At 72.3% G+C, this 22,214-nt stretch carries 20 protein-coding genes and 1 tRNA gene; 8 read left to right on the top strand and 13 right to left on the bottom strand.

Translation table 11 applies throughout. The features are described 5' to 3' along the window. Positions 1-26: 26 nt before the first annotated feature. On the top strand, positions 27-1,286 hold the full coding sequence (locus ACZ5NH_RS39735) for a M6 family metalloprotease domain-containing protein (RefSeq protein WP_468782539.1): 1,260 nt from the start codon (positions 27-29) through the stop codon (positions 1,284-1,286). Between the two features lie 193 nt (positions 1,287-1,479). Here ACZ5NH_RS39735 and ACZ5NH_RS39730 read toward each other — a convergent pair. The 7 genes from ACZ5NH_RS39730 to ACZ5NH_RS39700 all read right to left on the bottom strand — a co-directional run bounded on the left by ACZ5NH_RS39730 (position 1,480) and on the right by ACZ5NH_RS39700 (position 7,854). Beyond that, positions 1,480-1,553, bottom strand: a tRNA-Lys gene (locus ACZ5NH_RS39730). Continuing rightward, positions 1,544-2,113, bottom strand: coding sequence for a bifunctional DNA primase/polymerase (locus ACZ5NH_RS39725; protein WP_468782537.1), 570 nt, complete (start codon positions 2,111-2,113; stop codon positions 1,544-1,546). The genes ACZ5NH_RS39730 and ACZ5NH_RS39725 overlap by 10 nt, the downstream gene beginning before the upstream one ends. 139 nt (positions 2,114-2,252) lie before the next feature. Continuing rightward, on the bottom strand, positions 2,253-2,621 hold the full coding sequence (locus ACZ5NH_RS39720; RefSeq protein ID WP_388627530.1) for a hypothetical protein: 369 nt from the start codon (positions 2,619-2,621) through the stop codon (positions 2,253-2,255). 275 nt (positions 2,622-2,896) lie between these two features. Then, on the bottom strand, positions 2,897-4,234 hold the full coding sequence (locus ACZ5NH_RS39715) for an AAA domain-containing protein (protein WP_468782534.1): 1,338 nt from the start codon (positions 4,232-4,234) through the stop codon (positions 2,897-2,899). Next, positions 4,231-5,829, bottom strand: coding sequence for a hypothetical protein (locus ACZ5NH_RS39710; RefSeq protein WP_468782532.1), 1,599 nt, complete (start codon positions 5,827-5,829; stop codon positions 4,231-4,233). The genes ACZ5NH_RS39715 and ACZ5NH_RS39710 overlap by 4 nt, the downstream gene beginning before the upstream one ends. After that, on the bottom strand, positions 5,820-7,013 hold the full coding sequence (locus ACZ5NH_RS39705; protein WP_468782530.1) for a hypothetical protein: 1,194 nt from the start codon (positions 7,011-7,013) through the stop codon (positions 5,820-5,822). Before ACZ5NH_RS39705 ends, ACZ5NH_RS39710 begins: the two co-directional genes overlap by 10 nt. Next, complete coding sequence (locus tag ACZ5NH_RS39700; RefSeq protein WP_388627537.1) at positions 6,910-7,854, bottom strand: phosphatase PAP2 family protein; 945 nt, start codon at positions 7,852-7,854, stop codon at positions 6,910-6,912. Before ACZ5NH_RS39700 ends, ACZ5NH_RS39705 begins: the two co-directional genes overlap by 104 nt. A 186-nt stretch (positions 7,855-8,040) precedes the next feature. Here ACZ5NH_RS39700 and ACZ5NH_RS39695 point away from each other — a divergent pair, with 186 nt between their 5' ends. Beyond that, positions 8,041-8,637, top strand: coding sequence for a histidine phosphatase family protein (locus ACZ5NH_RS39695; RefSeq protein ID WP_388627538.1), 597 nt, complete (start codon positions 8,041-8,043; stop codon positions 8,635-8,637). A 20-nt stretch (positions 8,638-8,657) separates the two neighbouring features. On the opposite strand, the gene ACZ5NH_RS39690 is transcribed toward ACZ5NH_RS39695, so the two are convergent. Then, complete coding sequence (locus ACZ5NH_RS39690) at positions 8,658-10,121, bottom strand: hypothetical protein (protein WP_468782527.1); 1,464 nt, start codon at positions 10,119-10,121, stop codon at positions 8,658-8,660. 263 nt (positions 10,122-10,384) lie between these two features. On the opposite strand from ACZ5NH_RS39690, the gene ACZ5NH_RS39685 reads away from it, so the two are divergent. Together ACZ5NH_RS39685 and ACZ5NH_RS39680 are read left to right on the top strand one after the other, a co-directional pair. Further along, a complete protein-coding gene (locus tag ACZ5NH_RS39685) occupies positions 10,385-10,807 on the top strand; it encodes a hypothetical protein (protein ID WP_468782525.1) in 423 nt (140 codons plus the stop codon). A gap of 75 nt (positions 10,808-10,882) precedes the next feature. Beyond that, positions 10,883-11,752, top strand: coding sequence for a spermidine synthase (locus ACZ5NH_RS39680; protein ID WP_468782523.1), 870 nt, complete (start codon positions 10,883-10,885; stop codon positions 11,750-11,752). 22 nt (positions 11,753-11,774) lie between these two features. Here ACZ5NH_RS39680 and ACZ5NH_RS39675 read toward each other — a convergent pair whose 3' ends face one another. Then, positions 11,775-12,281 carry a hypothetical protein gene (locus ACZ5NH_RS39675; protein ID WP_468782521.1) on the bottom strand — a complete coding sequence of 169 codons (507 nt, stop codon included), beginning with the start codon at positions 12,279-12,281 and terminating at the stop codon, positions 11,775-11,777. Between the two features lie 99 nt (positions 12,282-12,380). On the opposite strand from ACZ5NH_RS39675, the gene ACZ5NH_RS39670 reads away from it, so the two are divergent. The 4 genes from ACZ5NH_RS39670 to ACZ5NH_RS39655 all read left to right on the top strand — a co-directional run bounded on the left by ACZ5NH_RS39670 (position 12,381) and on the right by ACZ5NH_RS39655 (position 17,127). Beyond that, complete coding sequence (locus ACZ5NH_RS39670) at positions 12,381-13,100, top strand: response regulator transcription factor (RefSeq protein WP_468782519.1); 720 nt, start codon at positions 12,381-12,383, stop codon at positions 13,098-13,100. Further along, on the top strand, positions 13,097-14,479 hold the full coding sequence (locus ACZ5NH_RS39665) for a sensor histidine kinase (RefSeq protein ID WP_468782517.1): 1,383 nt from the start codon (positions 13,097-13,099) through the stop codon (positions 14,477-14,479). The genes ACZ5NH_RS39670 and ACZ5NH_RS39665 overlap by 4 nt, the downstream gene beginning before the upstream one ends. A 132-nt stretch (positions 14,480-14,611) precedes the next feature. After that, positions 14,612-16,066 (top strand): glycoside hydrolase family 18 protein, encoded by a 1,455-nt coding sequence (locus ACZ5NH_RS39660; protein ID WP_468782515.1) that lies wholly within the window; start codon positions 14,612-14,614, stop codon positions 16,064-16,066. A 122-nt stretch (positions 16,067-16,188) separates the two neighbouring features. After that, complete coding sequence (locus ACZ5NH_RS39655; RefSeq protein WP_468782513.1) at positions 16,189-17,127, top strand: RpnC/YadD family protein; 939 nt, start codon at positions 16,189-16,191, stop codon at positions 17,125-17,127. A 73-nt stretch (positions 17,128-17,200) separates the two neighbouring features. On the opposite strand, the gene ACZ5NH_RS39650 is transcribed toward ACZ5NH_RS39655, so the two are convergent. From ACZ5NH_RS39650 to ACZ5NH_RS39635, 4 genes are all read right to left on the bottom strand, one after another. Then, positions 17,201-18,631: a GH1 family beta-glucosidase gene (locus tag ACZ5NH_RS39650; protein ID WP_468782511.1), complete on the bottom strand. Its 1,431-nt coding sequence runs from the start codon at positions 18,629-18,631 to the stop codon at positions 17,201-17,203. A gap of 102 nt (positions 18,632-18,733) precedes the next feature. Next, positions 18,734-19,627, bottom strand: coding sequence for a carbohydrate ABC transporter permease (locus tag ACZ5NH_RS39645; protein WP_468782509.1), 894 nt, complete (start codon positions 19,625-19,627; stop codon positions 18,734-18,736). Beyond that, a complete protein-coding gene (locus ACZ5NH_RS39640) occupies positions 19,624-20,649 on the bottom strand; it encodes a carbohydrate ABC transporter permease (protein ID WP_468782507.1) in 1,026 nt (341 codons plus the stop codon). Before ACZ5NH_RS39640 ends, ACZ5NH_RS39645 begins: the two co-directional genes overlap by 4 nt. Further along, positions 20,646-21,977, bottom strand: coding sequence for an ABC transporter substrate-binding protein (locus ACZ5NH_RS39635; protein ID WP_388627559.1), 1,332 nt, complete (start codon positions 21,975-21,977; stop codon positions 20,646-20,648). The genes ACZ5NH_RS39640 and ACZ5NH_RS39635 overlap by 4 nt, the downstream gene beginning before the upstream one ends. Between the last annotated feature and the right edge of the window lie 237 nt (positions 21,978-22,214).

Genomic DNA, 22,214 nt, shown 5'->3' with positions numbered 1-22,214 from the left:
GGTCCCCGCGAACGCGTCCGGAGGTCATGCCCGTGCCCAAGCTGCGCAGCACCGCCGCCGTGTGCACCACGCTGTCGGCGCTCGCCGCGACCTCGATCCTCGGTGGCCCGGCGGTCGCCGAGCCCTTCTCCACGACCCCCTGCGCCCTGCACCGGACCGACGCCCACCACTCCGAGGGCCTGGACACCTGGAACGCCGACTACGGACGTGCGGCCGGCGCGGAGGACGCCGTGCTGGTGTTCCTCTCCTTCCCGGACGCCACCCCGCGCACCAACCCCGCCGAGTTGACCGCCGACCACTTCCCGGCCACCAGCCGCTACTACCAGCAGGCCTCCTACGGCAGGTTCACCATCCGACCGCACCCGCTGAAGCACTGGCTGCGCATGCCCCGGCCGTCCACGGCGTACGCCATAAAGCGGGACTGGGACGAGGACGACCGGGCCGCCTATGTGCGGGACGCGTTCGCGGTGGCCGACAAGGAGGTCGACTTCTCCCGCTACCAGGTCGTGTACTTCGTCGCCGACCCGGACGCGCCCGGCGTCGACTCGGACGCCACGAAGGTCGTGAACCTCGACACGCCCGTCCACGTGGACGGCACGGACGTCCGGCGGGTCGTCACGGTCTTCGAGAAGCACCCGCCGGACCGTCTCGTTCTCGCCCACGAGACCGGCCATGTGTTCGACCTGCCCGATCTCTATCACCGCCCGGTCGACGGCAAGGGCGACTGGGACACCTTCGTCGGCGACTGGGACTTGATGGGCAGCCAGTTCGGGCTGTCGCCGGACCTGTTCGCCTGGCACAAGTGGAAGCTGGGCTGGCTGGATCCGCGCCAGGTGGTGTGCGTGCGCGGCGCGCGGCCGACCCGGCTGACCCTGGAGCCGCTGGAGGCCGGCCCCGGTCTCCCGGTGCTGGGCACGGCGGGCGCCGCGGCCTTCGGCCTCGGACACGGGGTGAAGCTGGCGATCGTGCGCACCGGACCGGACAGCGTTCTGGCCTTCGAGGCGCGCGGAGCGGCCGGCAACGACCGGGCCATCTGCCGGCAGGGTGTCCTGGTGTACCGGATCAGAAGCGGCACGGAGTCCGGCGGCGGCCCCGTGGAGGTCGTCGACGCCCACCCTCACACCGAGGCCTGCTGGGAGAACTCGGTCTACCCACCCCTCGCCGACGCCCCGGTCGCCCTGGGCGAGACCTTCACCGTGCCCGGCCAGGGCGTCAAGGTGGAGGTGGAGGGGAGAACGATGTCCGGCGCCTGGACGGTGCAGATCACCCCGGGCATCACCGGCTGACCTCCCGGCGCGGGCCGACGCGCTCCGGGTCCCCGGTCACCTGGATCGACGCGCTCGCGACCCACGCCCACCGGACCGACCTGGTGGGGGTGTGGGTGGCGAAGCCCCCACAACGCGCGGCGAAGCCACGCAACAAACAGAGATGGCGAGCCAGGTCCGCGCCCTCCGCGGACATGCCTCGCCATCGTCATCGTGCGCCGCCAGGGACTCGAACCCCGGACCCGCTGATTAAGAGTCAGCTGCTCTAACCAACTGAGCTAGCGGCGCCTGCTGACGTCGTAGACCTTAGCACCCTGGTCGGCGGGAGGAAAAATCGATATCCGCACTGCCGCGCGGGCCGCCCGCACGGCCGCCCAGAGGACCACCTCCGGCCCCGGCAGCCAGGGATGACGCGTGTCCGGGGCGACCAGCCAGCGGGAGTCGCCGGGGGCGTCGGAGCCGGCCGGCGCCGGGACGGTCACGGCGTCGCCCGTGCCGTGACACAGCAGCGGCGGCACCGCCTCCGTACGGTTCGATCCCCACTCCTCCCACGCCAGCAGCGAGGGCAGCCGCTGGGCCGTGCCCGGCGCGGCGAACAGCAGCACACGGCCCCGGAACATCGCGACCGGGCCCGAGCCGGGGCCGTCGTCCCACAACCGGTCCAGCATCCGGCGGCCGAAGACCGCCGGTGCGCTCACCACGTCGAAGACGGTGCCGCAGGGCAGGACGACCGGTGCGTCCGGGCGCTCGTCCCAGAGGGCCGGCATGCTCCGGGGATAGGTGCCGGCCGAGGCGAGCCAGGCGACGCCGTCGGAGGTGACTCGGTTGACGTTCGGTGCGCTGCTCATGCCACCCAGATGTACCGGGCGTCAGCGGGCAGTTCTTCTGAGTTGCCGAAAACCGGGACAGAGACGGTGGGGGAGGAGTATCTTGCCCGCCTGGCATATGCCAGGCGGGCTCACTGGCGGGCTCGCTCAGATCCCGGGATCACACGGGATCGGGATAGGTCCGGCCCTCGGCGTTCCCCCGCATCAGGTCCCGGCCGTACTCGACCATCTTCTTCGCGTAGTCCTCGGTCCACTCCGCGCGCTCGGCGATGTCCGCCGGGGTCAGCCGGTCGAACCGGCGCGGGTCGGCGAGCTGGGCCGCCGCGATGGCCTGGAACTCCACGGCCCGGTCGGCGGCCGCGCGGAACGCCTGGGTCAGCTCCGTGGCCCGGGCCAGCAGCGACCGCGGATCCTCGATCGACTCCAGGTCGAAGAAGTGCTCGGGATCGCCGGCCGCCTCCGCGGGCTCGAAGATCAGAGGCGCGGGGCGTAGCCGCGGTTCGTTACGACGCGGCGTGGGCTCCGCCATGTCCTGTCTCCTCCTCGTACGGTTCGCTGGGCGCCGCCTTCAGGTGGGCCACCGTCCATTGTCCCGCGCCCACGCAAGAGGCCGTCATGGCCGGTTCTCGCGGGGGACCGGAACCCAATGATCCGCTCACGTTCGCCGGCTCACCCGGTGTTCCGCCAGATGCGCCGGCACCGCGTGATTCGCCTCCCACCCGTCCGGGCTGTGTTCATCGGCCGCCTCCGGCGGCGTGCCGGACTCCGTCCGGCGGAGGGTGCGCGTCCGGCGCCGGGATCCGCTCACGTTCGCCGGCTCACCCGGTGTTCCGCCAGATGCGCCAGCACCGCGTGATTCGCCTCCCACCCGTCCGGGAACTTCACCAGCGTGCCCAGCTGGACCGGTTCCGTGGACGGGTAGTCGTCCAGGAGGTCGCCGACGCCCGCGCGGCAGACCACGATGCAGGCGTGGCGGTGCCGGGAGGCCAGGACGCACAGGCGGCCGGTCTCCAGGTGGAAGGCGGTGGCGTCGGGGCGGCCGGAGAGCGGGTGCAGGACGACCGTGACGTCGTACTCCCGGCCCTGGAGACGGTTCGCGGTGTCCACCGTGACGTCCGCCACGCCCAGCTCGGCGAGCGCCGCACGGACCGCCGCCGCCTGGTCGCGATGGGCCGTGCCGACGGCGATGCGGTCGGCGGTGAGGGGAGCGGGATCGTCCGAGCGCTCGGAGACCGCCGCGCCGCCTCGGTCCAGCAGGCGGCGCACGACCGCGGCCACCGCCCGCACCGCCTCCGGGTCCGTGCGCGGGGTGCGCCGGGCGGGCAGTTCCAGCAGGCCCCAGCCGGACTCCGCCGCCTCGTCGATCACCTGGTCCGGGCCGGAGCCGTCGGAGGGGACGGCGAAGGTCAGGCGGCGGTCCCCGTGGTCCGTGCCGCTGCGGAAGGGCGTGTACGGGTAGAACGCGTCGGAGACCAGGGGCGCCGCCGAGGCGGGCAGCCGCCAGGAGACCGGTAGGCGGTGCTGGGGCAGGCCGGGGTTGTGGGCCAGCAGGGTGGTCACCGCGGAGGCCGAGGGGTCGTACGACAGGCCCGCCCACTGCTCGCTGCCGACGATCGCGAACGGGTCCAGCTGCCCGGGGTCGCCGACGAACAGCGCCCGCTCGAACAGGCCCGCCACGGCCAGCAGGGAGTCGGAGCGCATCTGGTACGCCTCGTCCACGATCGCGTGCCGCCAGGGTTCGTCCACCTTGACGTGCGCCCACTTCGCGGCCGTGGACAGGACCACCGGCAGGCCGTTCAGATCCGCCGCCTTCGCCGACGTGCGGACCTGCGGCAGCTCGTCCAGCGCCTTGTCGTAGGGGTCGGTGTCACTGCTGTGCAGGCGGCCGACGGGCAGGTCCGGGTTCTTCTCGGCGAGCCGCAGGACGAGATCGTCCACCTGGGCGTTCGTCTGCGCCACCACCATCAGCGGGCGGCCCGCCCCGGCCAGTTCGAGGGCCGCGCGGACCACGAGCGTCGACTTGCCGGCACCCGGCGGGGAGTCCACGACCACACCGCGCTCGGTGCCGTGCAGGGTGTCATGGAGGATCGCGTCGGTGGCGCGGGCGGCAGCGGCTCCGGGGTCGAAGTCGACCGTCGTCACAGCACGTCCTCCTCGGTGATGGGATCGGCGGCCTCCTGGACGGCCTCACCCGGCGGGCCGCCGTGGGTCCACGGGGTCTCCTCCGGGTCGGGCAGCTTCGCGCCGCCGCGCTGCTCGTGCTCGAACAGGGTGAAGCAGATCCGGTCGCCCTGCTCCGGCACCGAACCGGGCTCCGGCTCCCTGCCGCGCCCCATCTTGTCCAGGACGCGGAGGACCAGCACACCCCCGTCCGAGGAGCCCTCGTACCCGGCGAACTCCGCCGACTGCGGCTTGCCGCCCAGCGAGCGGTACACCCTCGTCCGCTCGGCGAGATGCGGCCGGTCGTCCGTGCGGACCGTCACCAGCGGGCGCGGGCTCGGCCGCTTGCCCTCGCTGTACGCCATGACGACATCGGTCACCTCGCCCGCGAACGCCTCCCCGGCCAGCCGCCGGCCCGCCATCACCAGCGGGTCGTCCAGCGCCTCCTGCGCCTCCAGCCGGGCCTGCTCGCGCTCGCGCGTGGCCAGCTTGTTCGCAGCCGTCACCGCGTCGTCCCGGCGCGGCTGCGGGGGCTCGCCCGCCAGCACCCGGTCGCGGTGCCCGGTGAAGGACCAGCGGTCGCGGGTCCAGCGCTCCTCCACGTGCGCGCCCTCCGGCAGTGCCCGCAGCAGGTCCAGGCCCCGCCACACCGCGTCCCAGGTGGGCCGGGTGCGGCTTGCCACCAGGTCGCGGATCTCCCGCTCGGCCGCCGTGAGCGCGGCCAGCCGGTCGTCGGCGGCCAGGGCGTCCTCGGCGGCGGCGAGTGCGGTGCGCGCGCGGTCGTAGCGCTCGATGGCCGGGGCCAGCAGCTTGTTGTCGAACGCCGGGTCGGTGGCGGGTCCGGCCGGCGGGCACAGCAACTGGCCGGCGGAGTCGCGGGCGAGCTCGGCCCGGCGCGCGGCCTCGGCGCCGGAGGTGCCCTCCGGAGGGTCGATCCAGGCGAGCAGCGCGCCCAGGTGCTGGTCCTCCAGACTGGACTGGCCGGTCGCCCAGTGCCGGGACAGCACATCGGTCAGGGCGAGCAGGAGCGAGGAGCCGGGGACGCGCGACCGCTCGCCGTAGTGGGTGAGCCAGCGGCCGAGCAGCGGCACCCGCGGCGGCGCCGGGTAGGGGGCGTCCGGGTCCTGCTCGGCGGTCCGGCGGAACCGCATCGAGCGGCCCAGCAGCCGTACGAGGTCCAGGCCGGCGCGGCTCGGGACGATCAGCTGGGGAGCGTCCGCGCACAGTTCCACCTCGACCTTGACCCGCTTGCCGGTCTCCGGGTCGGTCTCGGTGCGCTCGGCCGCCTCCACCGACTCGGCGTAGGAGTCGATGTACGGCAGGACGACATCGGCCAGGTCGGCGAGGAAGGAGAAGCGCAGATCGCGGTCGCGGGGCTGCGGCACGACCAGCAGGCGGGGGGCGTCCCGGTCGGTGCCGACCAGCGCGCCGAGCGGGGCGCCCGCCTCGCCGGCGGTGGTGAGCGGCACGAACACCAGCGGGCGCGGGGACAGATGGCGGTGCCGGACGGTCGCGGCGGGCTGGGCCCGGCCGCTGCTGACGGCCTCCAGCCGGGCGAGGGTGGCGATCAGGGACACGGGGCGACCTCCTGGCGCGGCGCGTCCGTCAGGGCCTCCGCGCGCAGGGCCGCAGCCCGGCGCAGGGCCACAACCGCCGGGTCGGCCGGGTCGCCGCTCTCGCCGCGGGCCGCCGCGAGGACGTCCTCGACCGTGGTCAGACCGCCCAGTTCCGCGCGCAGCGGCCGGCCCAGGCGGGTGACGGCACCCTCCTCGCGGGAGCGTTCCCGGCAGTGGAAGGCCAGTTCGCACGCGGACAGGCACTCGGGCGCGTACGTCGCCGGGACCGCCGCCACGGCCGCCGTCAGCTCCTCGGCGCTGCGGTCGGGCGCGAAGCACGCGCCCTCGGGCAGGGTCTCGGCGATCTCCTCGATCCGGGTGAGCCGGGCCAGCTGACGGGCGGTGACCGCGCGCTGCTTGCGGACGTCGACGGCGGACGCCGCGGGCAGGTTGGAGAAGTCCTTCGGGCACACCAGCAGGATCCGGTGCCGTACGACCGGGGCGGGATCGAGCCGCGCCGCGAGGTTCTCCAGGGCCAGCACGTACACCGCCGCCTGCCGGGCCGCCGCGCCGACCTTCGCCGGGTCCGCCGAACCGTCCAGCATCGGGAACGACTTGATCTCCACCACCGACCAACTGCCGTCCGGGTGCACCACCACCGCGTCCGGCTCCAGGAAGGCGAGAGAGCCCGCCACGTCCAGTGCGAGCATCGGATGGTCCAGCAGGGTCCAACCGCCCGCCCGCGTGGCCTCGCGCAGCGCCAGCGCCGTACGGGCCGTACGCCCCTCGGGGCCGTGCGCGGTCAGGTCGGGTACGGCGGCGCCCTGGGGCGGTTCGGCGCCCGGATCCAGGCGGGCGTGTGCCAGTCGCAGCAGCTCCGCGCCGCCGTCGGCCTTCACCTTCGCCTCGAACGCGTTCCCACGCGTCAGCGCGAACTGCGACTGCCCGAAGCCGGACGGCGCGCCCAGCGCGCTCGCCAGCCGCGCCTTGTCCACCCCGGCGCCGTCCAGGATCGCCCGCCGCTCGCACCCGGGGTTCGCGGCGAGCGCCGCGAGGGCGCGCGCGTCCAGCGCCTTGGCCGGTACGTCGGGACCGCGCAGCTCAGCGAGCCGGTGCCGGAGCCCCTTCTCCCGCGTCGCTGGGGGAGGCGTCCGGTTCGGCCCCGGCGTCGAGCTGCGACTCGCGCTGCCGTGGAATTCGCTCACCCGCGGAAGTCTGGCATCCGGCACTGACAATCGGGGAACCCGTGCCGTCCGTGACCGTTGTGCGGCGCGGGAACAGGCGGGCCCGGACCAGGTCCACGGCCCATGTCACGCGCGGCGCGAGCAGCAGGCCGGCGCCCATCACGGCGACGCCCGCGACCGCGTCGAGGAAGTAGTGGTTGGCGGTGCCCATGACCACGAGCGCGGTGCCCAGCGGATAGAGGACGCCGAGGATCTTCCCCACGCGCGTGCCGCCGTGCCGCCACAGCATCACCCCGCACCACAGCGCCCAGCCGACGTGCAGGCTCGGCATGGCCGCGTACTGGTTGGTCATCCCGCCCATGCCGCGCGGCGCGCTCGCCTCGCCGCCCCACCAGCCGTACGAGCTGTAGTGGGCCATGGTGTCCACGAAGCCGTGGTCCGCGGAGAGCAGCCGGGGCGGGCAGGTCGGCAGCAGGGTGAAGCCGATCAGGCCGATGAACGTGGACGCCATCAGCCAGGTGCGGGCCCGCCGGTAGTGCTCGGCGCGGGTCCGGAACAGCCAGACGAGGATGGCGGGCGTGACCAGGTAGTGCAGCGAGGCGTACCAGAAGTCGGCCGGTATCCCGAGCCAGGGTTCGCGGGTGAACACACGGTTGAGCGGGTGCTCGGCGTTGAGGCTCAGGGCCTTCTCGATGCGCAGGATCGCCAGGCCGTGGTCGACGGCGGAGGAGACGTCACCGCGGGCGAGCAGGCGGCCGGCCGAGTAGCAGCCGTAGACGAGGAGGATCAGGGGCAGCTCGGTCCACCAGCGCAGCCGGGTACGCGGGGCCCCCTCGGTGCCCGGTGTCTCGGTCTGCGGCATCCGATCGCCCTCCCCCTTGTCGCTGTGCGGCGCGCCCCGGAGGGCGACCGTGTCACCTTACGGTGTCCGTATCCCCGCCCATGAGGGCGCTCCGGCCCACAAAGACGCCGAGATCGCCCCCCGGGTTGCCCCGGCCGGGGGTGAGCGATGATGAGAAGGTCCGCTTCGCTTCCGGAAAGGTCTCTCATGGCACCGCGCATCCTGCTGGCCCGGCACGGACAGACGGAATGGTCACTGTCCGGCAAGCACACCGGCAGGACCGACGTGCCGCTGCTGGAGGAGGGCCGGCGGGGAGCCAAGCTGCTCGGCGAGCGACTGCACCGGGCCCCGCTGGACGGACTTCCCGGGGTGGAGGTGCGCACCAGTCCGCTGGCACGCGCGCGTGAGACGTGTGAACTCGCCGGTTTCGGCGACCGGGCCACCACCTGGGACACGCTCATGGAGTGGGACTACGGCGCCTACGAGGGCATGACGCCGGACGAGATCCAGGCCGTGCGGCCGGGCTGGCTGATCTGGCGGGACGGGGTCCCTGCGGGCGAGACCCTCGCCGACGTCACCGCACGCGCGGACGAGGTGGTGTCCTGGGCCCGCTCGGCCGACCGCGACGTCCTGGTCTTCGCCCACGGCCACATCCTGCGCTCCATAGGCGCGCGCTGGCTGGGTCTCCCGCTGGACTTCGCCGCGCGGATACGCCTGAACCCGACCTCGCTGTCGGTGCTGGGCTGGGCGTACGGGGAGCCGGCGATCGAGAGCTGGAACGACTTGGGGCACTTGGCGGGATAGTCGTACCCCTCCCGTACCGCTTACGCCCTCCCCGTTCTCGGCACGGCGGCATGCCGGTCAAGGAACTCGGAGACCCCCGACGCCCGCCGGTGCGGCAGCAGCACCCGCGCCGTTCCCGCCAGCATGCTCTGAATACGCGAGGACTGGACCTCGTCCAGCAGGGCCAGCGCCTGCAAGCCCGCGGCGGCCGCCTCGTCCGGCCGGCCCTCACGCGCGAGATCGTCGGCCAGTTCCGCGGTGTACAGCGCGATGTTGCGCGTGAAGTGCGGATCCTGCAGATGCGCCGCCCGGCGCGCGTGCCGGGCCGCCCGCCGCCAGTCGCCCAGCGTGGACCAGCACTGCGCCTCCAGCCCCTCCAGCTCGGCCTCTCCGTAGAAGCTCATCCACTCGGGGTCGGCCTCCGAGCGGCCCCGCGCGAAGAGGGTCTGGGCCCGCACGAGCGCCTGTTCACAGCCGGTGCGGTCGGCGAGCCCCGCCCAGCCGCCGGCTTCCCGCAGCGCGAGCAGGGACATCAGGCGCGCCGAACCCAGCGGTGCGGCCGCGCGCTGGGCGGCCTGCGCGGCGCGGACCGCCTCCCGGGGGCGGCCGGCGTCCCGCGCCAGGAACGCGGTGTTGCAGAAGGCGTGCGCCTCCAGCGCCGGGTCCCCGGTCATCCGGGCCGTGGCCAGCGCCTCCGCGTAGTGCGAGCGGGCGTCGTCGAAGCGGCCGGAGTCGTGCGCCAGCCAGCCCACGGAGATGGCGAGTTCACCGGCGCCCGAGTGGAGCCGTTCCGCGGTGGTCTGCCGGGTCGCGCCCGCGTCGAGCAGCGCGTAGGCCGCGCGCAACGGAGCCGCCGCGCGCCGGTACAGGCCGTCCGCGCCGTGCCGGTCGTCGAGCAGCCGGATCCGGCGGACGGCCTCCTCCAGGGCGAGCGCCTCCGGGGTCCCGGGCCGGCGAGCGGTCCGGACCGCGGCCGCGGCGTCCGTGGTGAGCCCCAGCGGGCCCAGCGTGGCGGCGGCCACCGTGGCGCCGCCGCCGGTCATGAATGCGCGACGCAGCACGTCGCTCTCCTCGTGGTTCAGATGGTCTTTCGCGTACGGTTCTGGCGCGCCGCACGGGTCCTGCGTGTCATACGGTTCGAAGGCCCCCCGTGACTCACCGGACGCCTGCGCGCCCACGGCTGCCCCGGGCACCTCCACCGCCGTACGCGCCGCACGGCCGCGGACGGCCGAACGGGGCGCGAAGCCGAGGTCGGTGAGGGTACGGCCGGGGAACATGTGCAGGAACACCCGTTCGTAGGCGTAGTTGGGGCAGCGGATCTCGCCCGCCTCCACCCTGCCGACGTAACGCGCGTCACAGCTCACCCGCTCACCGATCTCGCGCGCGGCGCGTCGTACGAGCGCCGCGAACTCGGCCGGTGAACGCCTGCCGCGCAGTCGCCGGAAGGCGAGGTTCGGCCGGGGTGGCCGTTCGGGCTGTGACGAGGTCTCGGTTGACGACGCCATGGCCGGGTCCTCTCGTGCGAACCGTCGAACCATGCCGGTGCCGGGGCGGATTCGGGACGAGTTGTCCGAGTGACGCCCTGGTTCCGGCGAGCATGAACGTACCTGCTGTGAAGGACCCGCCACGCTGTGTTTAGCTACAAACCGGATATCTCATCCACGATCTGCCATGAAGTGCCATCCTTTGCGGCGCACTTGTGCCGTAGCCGTTGACGCCCTCGAGCGTTGGGCTGCATGGACCGCGACAGGGCTGTGTGGAGGCCGGCATGGAGACCAGGGAGTCCAGTCAGAGCAACGAACCTTGTACGTCGCCGTCGTCGGGCGAGGGGGACGACCCGGACGCGGCGGCCTGCGACCTCGTGACCGTACCGTTCCGGCAGGGCCTGGAGGCGGTCGACATCCTGCGGCGGGGCGCCGGTGAGGCGATGGGGCCCGTGCTGCACGACGGCGGCTGCGCGACCCTCGGCTTCCTGGTCCCGGCGGGCACGGCGGCCGGCTGGGACGTGCCGGGCAGCATCTGCACGGAGACCGACGGCCGCGGGCTCAGGCTGAACCCCGAGCCGCCGGTGGCGGGCTCCGACTGGCTGCTGCCGCCCGGCGAGGCCGATCTCGCCACCGACCCGGTGGTGCTGCGCCGGGCCCTCGGGGAGGCGGCCCGGATGATCGAGGCGGCCGACGGCTGCCAGTGAAGCGGCCCGGGCCCGGCGCCCGAGCCGACCGCCGCCGATGCGGCGAGCGCCCCGACGGGCTGCGAAGATGGTCGGATGGGCAGGTCCAGGAACACACGGCGCAGATCGGCGGCCGAGGAAGCCGTCGTGGAGGCGGTCGACGGCGGGCTCGCACAGCTCGTGCCCGACCCCGACCGGGGCCGCGCCTGGACGCTGCTGATCGACGGCGCGCCCCAGTCCCACGTCGACCTGGACGACGCCGGGTACCTCTCCTTCGAGTACCAGCGCCGGCTCGGCCATGTCATCGACCTCGTCGCCCCGCCCGGCAGGCCCGTGCACGTCGTGCACCTCGGCGGCGGCGCGTTCACCCTCGCCCGGTACGCCGCCGCCACCCGGCCCCGGTCCACCCAGCAGGTCGTCGAGCGGGACGCGAGTCTGGTCCAACTGGTCCGCCGGGAGCTGCCGTTGGACCCGAACGCCCGGATCCGGGTCAGGACGGCGGACGCCCGCGCGGGCCTCGCCAAGGTGCCGGACGGCTGGGCGGACCTGATCATCGCGGATGTCTTCAGCGGCGCCCGCACCCCGGCCCATCTCACCTCCACCGAGTTCCTGGACGAGGTCCGCCGAGCCCTGAAGCCGTCCGGGGTCTACGCCGCCAACCTCGCCGATGGCCCGCCGCTCGCCCATCTGCGCGGCCAGATCGCCACCGCCGCCGCCCGGTTCGCCGAGCTCGCGCTGATCGCCGACCCGGCCGTGCTGCGCGGCAAGCGCTTCGGCAACGCCGTCCTGGTCGCCTCCGACGCCCCGCTCCCGGTCGCCGAACTCACCCGCCGTGCCGCCTCCGACCCGCACCCGGGCCGGGTCGAACACGGCAAGCCGCTCATGGACTTCACGGGCGGCGCGGTCCCGGTGACGGACGCGGCGGCCGTGGCCTCGCCGGCCCCACCGCCCTCGGTGTTCCGGTGAGTTCAGCGGTCCTTCAACCGGTTCAGTAGGTGCCGATGTCCACATGCGGCGGCCCGTCGTGCCAGGTGCACATCACCGACACCCGGTCCGTGCCCCGGCTGAACTCCACCCGGATCCAGGTCTCCGTCTTCCACACCTGCATCGACCAGCCGGTCCCCGGCGTCGCCGAGACGAGCGTGGCACTGGACGGGCCCAGGTCGAACACGGCCCGGCCGCCGTCGGTGTTGTACGACTTGACCTGGCCGGACGCGGACGCGCTGGGGGAGGCAGAAGGGCTCGGGGACCGCGGGGCGGCCGGATTCGGCGGCGCCTGGCCGGCCGACGGCCGGTGCGACGGGGCCGGCCGGCGTGCCGGCGAGGGAAGGGCCTTCGCGCCCTGGGTCGTCGCGTCGGCGGCCGTGACCGGCAGGGCGCGCGGCGGGTCGTACGCCGTCCCGGCCATCACCGTGTGCACACCCCACCACGACAGCGTGACCGCCGCTCCGGTCGCGAGCAGCCACGCCAGTACGTGTACGAGTCCTCTGCGCATCGCGGGCCATACTGCCCCAGGGGGACCGCCGTGCGCACATGCTCCGAGTTATCCACAGCCGCCGGTCCGGGGTGGGCCGCATGGCGTACGGTGCGGCGCATGGCAAGTGTGCTCGTGGTCGAGGACGACCAGTTCGTACGCTCCGCGCTCATCCGGCGTCTGACCGACGCCGCACACACCGTGCGCAGCGTCGGTACGGCACTTGAGGCGCTGCGCGAGGTCGCCCATTTCCGTTTCGACCTGGTCATCCTGGACCTCGGACTGCCGGACCTGGACGGCTCCGAGGCGCTGAAGATGCTGCGCGGCATCACGGACGTGCCGGTGATCATCGCCACCGCCCGGGACGACGAGACGGAGATCGTCCGGCTGCTCAACGCCGGTGCGGACGACTACCTGACCAAGCCGTTCTCCGTCGAGCATCTCTCCGCGCGGATCGCGGCCGTGCTGCGCCGGGCCCGCTCGGCGGGTGGCGAGACCCCGCCGTCCAGCGTCCTGCGCGTGGGCGGCCTGACGGTCGACCCGCTGCGCCGCCAGGCCGAGTTGGACGGGGTCCGCCTCGACCTCACCCGCCGCGAGTTCGACCTGCTCGCCTTCCTCGCCGGCCGACCCGGGGTGGTCGTCCCGCGCAGGGAACTCCTCGCCGAGGTCTGGCAGCAGTCCTACGGTGACGACCAGACCATCGACGTCCACCTGTCCTGGTTGCGCCGGAAACTGGGGGAGACGGCCGCCCGGCCCCGCTATCTGCACACGCTCCGGGGTGTCGGCGTGAAGCTCGAACCGCCCATGGAACCGGCCGCGGACGGGGAGCCGGTGCGATGAGATGGGCCCTGGTCAAGGTCTGCCTGGCGGTCACCACCATGGTCGTGGTCGCCTTCGCGGTCCCGCTCGGCCTGGTCGTCAAGGAGATGGCCCGCGACCGGGCGTTCTCCAACGCCGAGCGGGAGGCCGCCGCGGTCGCGCCCGCGCTGTCCATCACCACCGACCAGGACAAGCTGGAGCGCGTCGTGGCCTCAGCCGGCGCCGACTCCGGGATGGCCGTGCACCTGCCCGCCGGCGGCGGCCGGTCCGCGCTGGACCTCGGCCGGCAGCGCGCCGCCGACCGCGACATCCAGGCCGTACGGAAACTGGGCCGGGCCTCCACCACCTCCGTGGCTGGCGGCTCCACACTGCTCCAGCCGGTCGCGCTGGGCTCCGGTGACATCGCGGTCGTCGAGGTGTACGTCCCCGAGTCCGAGATGACCAACGGCGTCCGCACGGCCTGGGCGGTGCTCGCGGCCGTCGGCCTCGCGCTGATCGTCGGCTCGGTCGCGGTCGCCGACCGGCTCGGGGTGCGCATGGTGCGGCCCGCCCAGCGGCTGGTGCGGGGCGCGCACGATCTGGGCGAGGGCAAGCTGGGCGCCCGGGTGCCGGAGGACGGTCCGACCGAACTGCGGCTCGCGGCCGTGGCCTTCAACGCCATGGCCGACCAGGTCGTCCAACTCCTCGCGAACGAAAGAGAGCTGGCCGCCGACCTCTCGCACCGGCTGCGCACACCGCTGACCGTGCTGCGGCTCAACGCGGCCTCCCTGGGCGGCGGACCGGCCGCCGAGCAGACCCGGGCCGCCGTCGCCCAGCTGGAGCGCGAGGTCGACACCATCATCCGTACGGCCCGGGAGGCCAAGCCGCAGACGGCCGCCCTCGGCCCCGGAGCCGGGTGCGACGCGGCCGAAGTGGTGCGTGAGCGCATGGAGTTCTGGTCCGCGCTCGCCGAGGACGAGGGCCGCAAGTGGCGGGTGGCCGGGGTCGAGCGGCCGGTGCGCATACCCGTGGCCCGCGCCGATCTGGCCGCCGCGCTCGACGCGCTGCTCGGCAATGTGTTCCGGCACACCGCCGAGGGCACCGCCTTCGCGGTCGACGTGCACAACGGCGAGGACGCGGTGATCGTGCTGATCTCCGACGCGGGCCCCGGCATCGCGGACCCCGAGGCGGCGATGGCCCGTGGCCGCGGTTCCGGGAACGCCGGTTCGACCGGTCTCGGGCTCGACATCGTGCGCCGGCTCGCCGAGTCCACCGGCGGGGACGTCCGGATCGGCTCCTCGGTGCTGGGCGGCACCGAGGTGCGGATCTGGTTCCAGCTGGACGGGCGGCGGCCGATGGCGCGGGGTCGTGTCCGAAGACGCCGGGCGGGCAAACCGGTCCCCACTGGTCTCGACCATTAATCGTCCCCGATCCCTTCCTTAAGCGAACCCTAAGGTCTGCAACGGCCGCCCCGATCGGGCGGTTTGCCCGATTCCGGATCGCTAGCGTGCTGCCGCACCTCACCCCCGTGAACAGCGAAGGCAGGCACGCGCATGACCACGCACCGGCGCAGGATCAGCGGCAGGAACAAGGCGATCGGCGGTCTCGTGGCCGCGGCTGTGGTCGGCGGTGGCGCGCTCCTGCTCACCGGCACCGCCAACGCGGCCGGAGTGAACGCCGCGTACACCAAGACCAGCGACTGGTCGACCGGGTACACCGCGCAGTACGTCGTGACCAACAACAGCGGCCAAGCCGAGAAGACCTGGACCCTGGAGTTCGACCTCCCGGCGGGCGCCAGGCTCAGCTCGCTGTGGAACGGCGAGTCGCGCGTCAGCGGTTCGCACGTCACCGTGCAGCCCGCGAAGTGGGACACCGAGGGCCTCGCGCCCGGCAAGTCGGTGACCGTCGGTTTCGTGGTCGACGGCAGCGGCGACCCGACGGGCTGTCGTATCGACGACGCCCAGTGCTCCGCGGACGGCGGCGCCACGCCGGAGCCCAGCGGCCGCCCCACCGCGACCCAGTCGCCGACCCCCACCGCCGCCCCGACCAAGAGCGGCACCCCCGCCCCGACCGCCTCCCGGACGACCGGCAGCGGCAGCGGAACCGGCACCACCGCCTCCGCCGGCTTCGCCCCGTACGTAGACACGTCCCTCTACCCGGCCTTCGACCTGGCCGGCGCGGCCGACGCGACCGGCGTGAAGAACTACAACCTCGCGTTCATCACCGACGGCGGCGGCTGCACCCCCAAGTGGGGCGGTGTGACCGACCTGACCGGCGACGCCGTTGCCGCGCAGATCGGCTCCCTGCGGGCCAAGGGTGGTGACGTCCGGGTCTCCTTCGGCGGTGCCTCCGGCTCCGAACTGGCCACCACCTGCTCCTCGGCCGACGCGCTGGCGGCGGCGTACGGCAAGGCGGTCGACGCGTTCAGGCTGACCAAGGTCGACTTCGACGTCGAGGGCGGCGCGCTGCCGAACACCGCGGCCAACACCCGCCGCGCCCAGGCCATCGCCAAGCTCCAGGCCCAGCACCCGAACCTGGACGTCTCCTTCACCCTCCCGGTGATGCCCGAGGGCCTCACCCAGGACGGTGTGAACCTGCTGTCCAACGCCAAGTCCAACGGCGTCAAGATCTCCACCGTCAACATCATGGCGATGGACTACGGCGCCTCGTACAACGGCGACATGGGCGACTACGCCCAGCAGGCCGCCACGGCCACCCAGGCCCAGGTCAAGAGCGTCCTCGGCCTGTCCGACTCCGCCGCCTGGAAGACGGTCGCCGTCACCCCGATGATCGGAGTCAACGACGTCTCCTCCGAGATCTTCAAGGTGGACGACGCCACCCAGCTGGTGAACTTCGCCAAGTCCAAGGGCCTCGGCGGTCTGTCCATGTGGTCCGCCGCCCGCGACAAGCAGTGCGCAGGCGGCGCGAAGAACTCCGCCGACCCCACCTGCAGCTCCATCGTCCAGGACGAGTTCGCTTTCTCGAAGGCGTTCGGCGCCTTCAACTGACTCTGTGGACCGGGACGTTGACACCAGGGCTTGGCATAGGCCAGGGGCACATTCATCCATACGGCTGAATCCCCAGCGGAACCGCCGTCGCCGCGCCGGACACCTCGCCTACGTTCCGTCGCATGGTCAGTTCAGCGCACGAGGCGATGCACCAGATCTTCCGGGAGGACCCGGGGCTCTTCGCCCGGGCCCTCCCCAGGGCGGGCATCCCCTTCCCCGAGCACACGGGGATCCAGCCCCTGGACACGGACCTCACCGAGATCAGACCGCTGGCGCGCCGTGTGGACACGCTCTTACTGGTCGACACGGCCGAGGACGGGGGCTTCCTGCTCGCCGTGGATGCCCAGGGCAAGCCGGACCGGGACAAGCCGAGCAGCTGGACCTACTACCTGGCGCACGTGTACGCCAGGTACCAGCTGCCTCCGGTCCTGCTGGTGGTCTGCCGGGACAAGGCGACCGCGGCCTGGGCGGCGGAACCCGTCCGCGTCGGCCTGCCCGGCCACACCAGCATCGCGGTCTTCCCTCTCGTCCTGGGCCCGGGCAACGTCCCCGCGGTCACCGACCCGGAAGAGGCGGTCGAGGACCTCGCCCTCGCCGTCTTCTCCGCGCTCGCCCACGCCAAGGATCCGGACCTGCCTGCGATACTGGATGCGCTGGCGGAGGCGGTGGCCGACACCGGCGGCGAGACCGCGAAGCGCTGGGCGGAATTCACCGAAGTCGGCCTGGGCGACACCCCGGCCCGTGCACTGTGGAGGCGACTCATGGCCACATACACCCCCCGTTTCCCCGGCAGCGGCACCATCATCGAGGAAGCACTCAACGAGGGCCTTGCCAAGGGTCTTGCCGAGGGCCTTGCCGAGGGGCGTGTCAAGGGCCGTGTCGAAGGCCGTGCCAAGGGCCGTGCCGAGGACATTCTCCGCATCCTCGATGTGCGAGGCATCGAGATCTCCGAAGCCGATCGGGATCGCGTCATGTGCTGCGAGGACCTGGACGTCCTGGGCATCTGGTTCGACCGGGCGCTCTCCGTCACGAGCGGCGAGGAACTGTTCGCGCAGGCGTGACAGCCGCCGACCCCGCCACGGCGTAGCCCCGTCCGGCGCGGCCCGCCCCCCCACGGCGGGCCGCGCCTGTCTGTCAGGCCGCCGGCTCCACCCCCGGCAGCGTGCCCGTCCGAGCCGCCTCCCCGTACCACCGGGCGCTCGACTTCGGCGTGCGCTTCAGCGTCGCGTAGTCCACGTACACCGCGCCGAACCGCTTGCCGTAGCCGTACGCCCACTCGAAGTTGTCCATCAGGGACCACAGGTAGTAGCCGCGGACATCGGCGCCGTCGGTGATCGCACGGCGGACCGCGGACAGGTGGCCGTGCAGGTAGGCGATGCGCTCGGGGTCGTGGACGCGGCCTTCGGGGTCGGGCTTGTCGTCGTAGGCCGCGCCGTTCTCCGTGACGTACAGCGGCAGGCCCGGGGCCTCGCGCGTGTAGCGCAGGAGCAGGTCGTACAGGCCCGTCGGATCGATCGTCCAGCCCATCTCCGTGCGCTCACCCGACGTCTGATGGAAGAGCACGTCGTCGGCGCCCGGCCAGGGGGAGTCCTCGCTGGCGCCGTGGCCGTCCGCCCGCGGGCCCTTGACCTCGCCGGACGCGGCCGAGACCAGGGCCGGGGTGTAGTAGTTCAGGCCCAGCGCGTCCAGCGGGACGTTGATCGCGCGCGTGTCGCCGTCCAGGACGTACGACCAGTCGGTGATCGAGGACGTGGCCTCCAGCAGCGACGAGGGGTACGCCCCGTGCAGCATCGGGCCGTGGAAGATGCCGTTGGCGAGGTCGTCGATCCGGCGGGCCGCGGCCAGGTCGGCCGGGTCCTGGGAAAGCGGCCGAACCACCGAGGAGTTGAGGCTGATCGCGATCTCGTTGCGGGCCGGCATCACCGAGCGCAGAGCCGACGCCGCCAGGCCGTGCGCCAGATTGAGGTGGTGGGCGGCGCGCAGCGAGGCCGCAGGGTCGGTGCGGCCGGGGGCGTGGACGCCCGAACCGTAGCCAAGAAAGGCGCTGCACCAGGGCTCGTTGAGGGTGATCCACTGCTCCACCCGGTCGCCCAGCGCCTCGCCGACCAGCCGCGCGTAATCGGCGAACCGCAACGCGGTGTCCCGCTGCGGCCAGCCGCCCGCGTCCTCCAACTCCTGCGGCAGGTCCCAGTGATAGAGGGTGAGCGCCGGTTTGATGCCCTTCGCGAGCAGCTCGTCCACCAGGCGGCGGTAGAAGTCCAGGCCGCGCTGGACCGCGGGGCCCCGGCCGGTGGGCTGCACCCGGGACCAGGAGACCGAGAAGCGGTACGCGGTCAGGCCCAGCTCCGCCATCAGCGCCACGTCGTCGCGGTAGCGGTGGTAGTGGTCGACAGCGATGTCACCGGTTTCGCCGCCGGCCGTCTTGCCCGGTGTATGGCTGAACGTGTCCCAGATCGAGGGGGTGCGGCCGTCCTCCCGCACCGCCCCCTCGATCTGGTACGCCGAGGTCGCGGCGCCCCAGAGGAAGGCGGGAGGAAAGGTCACGGAGGTAACGGATTCAGGCATGGAAGCGCTCCCATTGGGGTCGTAGGAGACCTGGCGTAGTAGGTGAGGCGGAGGTACGAAGGGGCCGGGGCGGCGGTGGCCCGGCCCCTGGGCAGCAGGCGGTCAGCCCTTGATCGCGCCCTGCATGATCCCGCCCACGATCTGCTTGCCGAACAGGACGAACGCGATCAGCAGCGGCAGCGTGCCCAGCAGGGCGCCCGCCATGATCACCGCCTGGTCGGGGACGTACCCGGTGCCGAGCGAGTTCAGGGCCACCTGCACGGTCGGGTTCTGCTGGTTCAGGGCGATGATCGGCCACAGGAAGTCGTTCCAGGCGAACACGAACGTCAGCAGGCCGAGCACGGCCATGGCCGGACGCGCCGCAGGGAAGACCACGTGCCAGACGATCCGGATGCTGCTCGCCCCGTCCACCCGGGCCGCCTCGATCAGCTCCGTCGGCAGCGCCTGCACCAGGTACTGCCGCATGAAGAACGTACCGAAGGCGGTGACGAGACTCGGCAGGATCACCGTCTGCAGCTGGTTGGACCAGCCGAGGTCCGACATCCACAGGTACAGCGGTACGACGGCGAGTTGCGGCGGGATCATCATCGTGCCGATGGTCAGCAGCAACAGCAGGCTGGAGAACCGGAACCGCAGCTTGGCGAAGGCGAAGCCGGCGAGGGTCGAGAACAGCACCGTGCTCACCGTGATCGTGCCCGCCACGATCACCGAGTTGAACATCGCGGTGCCCAGCCCCGCCTGGTCCCAGGCCGTCTGCAGGTTCTCGAACAGGTTGCCGCCGAACCACAGCGGCGGCGGTGTCTGCGCGAGCCGCCGGTCGGTGCGGGAGGCGGCGATCGCCGTCCATACCAGCGGAGCGAGCGAGACCAGCGCGAAGACGGTGAGCACGACATACGTCACCGGACCCGCGTGCAGCTGCTTGCCGGCGCCCATCACCCGGCGACGCCTGGCCGTCGGCGCCTTCCTCGCGGGCAGGGTCAGTTCACTCGTCGTCATCGGGACTTCCTCAGCCGTCGGGTGAGCAGCAGATTGACCGCGGCGATGACCAGCAGGATCAGGAACATCGACCAGGCGATCGCGGACGCCTTGCCGAGGTTGCCGATGATCCAGCCCTGGTCGTACATGTACAGGCCGAGCGTCTGGTACTGGTGCTCCGAGCCGCCCTTGGACCCGCTGACCCCGCCGAACAGCAGCGGTTCGCCGAAGAGCTGGGTCGCGCCGATGGTGGAGACCACGACCGTGAACAGGATCGTGGGGCGCAGCTGCGGGATCGTCACATGCCGGAACTGCTGCCAGCGGTTCGCCCCGTCGATCGCCGCCGACTCGTACAGATCCGTCGGGATCGCCTGCATGGCGGCGAGGTAGATCAGCGCGTTGTAGCCGGTCCACCGCCAGATCACGATCGACGACACCGCGAACTGCGAACCCCAGTCGGACTCGCGCCAGTTGACGGCGTGCACCCCGAAGAAGTGCAGGATCCAGTTGACCATGCCGCCGTCCCACGAGTACAGCAGCGTGAACACCAGGGTCGCCGCGGCCACCGAGGTGGCGTAGGGGGTCAGCATCACCACACGCCAGACGGTGGAGCCCCGCAGCCGGTAGTTCAGCAGATGCGCCAGCCCGATCGCGGCCAGCAACTGCGGCACGGTCGAGATGACACCGATGGTCAGGGTGTTCTTCAGCGCGTTCCAGAAGAAATCCGAGGACCAGAGGTTCTTGTAGTTGTCCAGGCCCGCCCAGCTCTGGTGGTCGAGGGAGGACAACTGCACGTCGTGCAGCGAGTACCAGGCCGTGTACAGCAGCGGGACCAGCGTGAACGCCCCGAACAGGATGAAGAACGGGGACACGAACGCGTACGGCGACGCCTTCATGTCCCAGCGGTACAGCCGGCTGCGCCAGGAGTCGGCACCCGCCGGCGCACCGCGACCGTGAGCGCCCCGCGCCGCGCCCGGCGGGGTGCCGGGCGCGGTGTCGGCGCTCGACGCGGGATGCGCGAGAGCCTGCTTGGGGCTGGTCACTGGCCGAGCACGTCCTTGATCTCCTTGGACGCCGCGTCCCAGCCCTGGGACGGCGACTTGCCCTTCTGCTCGACCTGGAGGATGCCGACATCGGTGATCGCGGAGTTGATCGGCTGGTCCTTGATGCCGAAGTACTGGGTCGGGATCGTCTTCGCCGAGTCGGAGAAGATCTGGGTGAGCGGCGCGTTCGAGAAGTACGCGGTGGTGTCCGCGGCCGGCTTCAGGCTCGCGTACGCCGACGGGGTCGACGGGAAGCTCGCCTGCTTGGCGAAGACCTTGGCCTGCTGCTCGGGCGCGGTCAGCCACTTGGCCAGTGCGACGGCCTCCTTCTGGTGCTTGCTCGCGAGCGGCACGCCGAGGAAGGAGCCGCCCCAGTTGGCCGCGGTGGGCGCCGCCGCCACGTCCCACTTGCCCTTGCCGGAGTCACCGGACTTCTGCTCGATGTAGCCGATCATCCACGCCGGGCAGGCGACCGTGGCGAAGGTGGCGTTGGCGTAGCCCTGGTCCCAGGTCGGGTCGAACTGCTTCAGCTTCGCCGACATGCCGCTGGTGGCGACGTCCATGGCGACGTTCCAGGCGTTCTTCACACCGTCGGACTTGTCCCAGGCGACGTTGCCGTCCTTGTCGTAGTACCGCTCGTCGCCGCCGCCGAGGGCCGCGTTGTAGACGGAGGCAGCGGAGTCCACGAACTTGGTGCCCTTGGGCGCCTTCTTCATGTACTGCTTGCCGACGTCGACGTACTTGGCCCAGTCGCCCTTCCACATCTCGGCGAGCTTGGTCCGGTCGGTCGGCAGTCCCGCCTTCTGGAACAGATCCTTCCGATAGCAGATGGCCATCGGCCCGATGTCGGTCCCGAGTCCGATGAGCTTGCCGTCCTTGGTGGTGGCCTGGGCGTTCTTCCAGTCCAGCCACTGGGACTTGTCGACCTCCTTGCCGAGGTCCACGAACTTGCTCGCCTGCGTCTGCACGGCCTCGGTGACGTTGCCGATTTCGATGGCCTGGACGTCGTCGGTGCCGGAGCCGGCCTGGAGGCGGGTGAGCACCTTCGGCCAGTAGACGTCGGTGCGGGTGGTGACGTTCTCCTTGATGTTGATGTCCGGATGCAGCTTCATGTACTCGTCGTAGAGGCCGGCCTGCTTGTAGCCGAAGACGCCGAAGGTGCCGATGGTCAGCGTGATCTTGCCTTTGCCACTGCCGTTTCCGCCGCCGGAGCCGTCCGACGAGCCGTCGTTCGAGTCCTTGGCGCAGCCGGCCAGCAGCCCCGTGGTCAACGCGGCGACGGCCGCGAGGGCCATCAGCCGCTGGGACCGGCGGATGCTCGTGCGCATTGCGTCCTCCTGTTGCCTGACGTGCCGACCCCCCGGCCAACTGCATGGAATTGGGCCCGTTCGTACTCGCTGCGGCTCGGGCGGGGAACGTGCGGGATGTGTAGGTGCCAGGTAGTGTGGGAGCGCTCCCATGAGTGATGTGTTGAAGAGTCGCCGGTTGGCGGCGGGGTGTCAAGGGAACGGACGAGGACAACTGCGTTCAGTTATCTGAGCGTTAACTGGGCTGCAATCCAGCCC

The organism is Streptomyces sp. NPDC031426 (assembly GCF_055581585.1).
The sequence above is the reverse complement of the archived record's forward strand: the minus strand, read 5'-3'. Positions and strand labels throughout refer to the sequence as shown.

Bases quoted from the DNA above. Each gene is read 5' to 3' on its own strand.
- ACZ5NH_RS39635 (WP_388627559.1), bottom strand. From the start codon at position 21,977: ATGCGCACGAGCATCCGCCGGTCCCAGCGGCTGATGGCCCTCGCGGCC.
- ACZ5NH_RS39670 (WP_468782519.1), top strand. From the start codon at position 12,381: ATGGCAAGTGTGCTCGTGGTCGAGGACGACCAGTTCGTACGCTCCGCG.
- ACZ5NH_RS39720 (WP_388627530.1), bottom strand. From the start codon at position 2,621: ATGGCGGAGCCCACGCCGCGTCGTAACGAACCGCGGCTACGCCCCGCG.
- ACZ5NH_RS39725 (WP_468782537.1), bottom strand. From the start codon at position 2,113: ATGAGCAGCGCACCGAACGTCAACCGAGTCACCTCCGACGGCGTCGCC.
- ACZ5NH_RS39665 (WP_468782517.1), top strand. From the start codon at position 13,097: ATGAGATGGGCCCTGGTCAAGGTCTGCCTGGCGGTCACCACCATGGTC.
- ACZ5NH_RS39735 (WP_468782539.1), top strand. From the start codon at position 27: ATGCCCGTGCCCAAGCTGCGCAGCACCGCCGCCGTGTGCACCACGCTG.
- ACZ5NH_RS39700 (WP_388627537.1), bottom strand. From the start codon at position 7,854: ATGCCGCAGACCGAGACACCGGGCACCGAGGGGGCCCCGCGTACCCGG.
- ACZ5NH_RS39660 (WP_468782515.1), top strand. From the start codon at position 14,612: ATGACCACGCACCGGCGCAGGATCAGCGGCAGGAACAAGGCGATCGGC.
- ACZ5NH_RS39680 (WP_468782523.1), top strand. From the start codon at position 10,883: ATGGGCAGGTCCAGGAACACACGGCGCAGATCGGCGGCCGAGGAAGCC.
- ACZ5NH_RS39685 (WP_468782525.1), top strand. From the start codon at position 10,385: ATGGAGACCAGGGAGTCCAGTCAGAGCAACGAACCTTGTACGTCGCCG.
- ACZ5NH_RS39690 (WP_468782527.1), bottom strand. From the start codon at position 10,121: ATGGCGTCGTCAACCGAGACCTCGTCACAGCCCGAACGGCCACCCCGG.
- ACZ5NH_RS39675 (WP_468782521.1), bottom strand. From the start codon at position 12,281: ATGCGCAGAGGACTCGTACACGTACTGGCGTGGCTGCTCGCGACCGGA.
- ACZ5NH_RS39655 (WP_468782513.1), top strand. From the start codon at position 16,189: ATGGTCAGTTCAGCGCACGAGGCGATGCACCAGATCTTCCGGGAGGAC.
- ACZ5NH_RS39645 (WP_468782509.1), bottom strand. From the start codon at position 19,627: ATGACGACGAGTGAACTGACCCTGCCCGCGAGGAAGGCGCCGACGGCC.
- ACZ5NH_RS39695 (WP_388627538.1), top strand. From the start codon at position 8,041: ATGGCACCGCGCATCCTGCTGGCCCGGCACGGACAGACGGAATGGTCA.
- ACZ5NH_RS39650 (WP_468782511.1), bottom strand. From the start codon at position 18,631: ATGCCTGAATCCGTTACCTCCGTGACCTTTCCTCCCGCCTTCCTCTGG.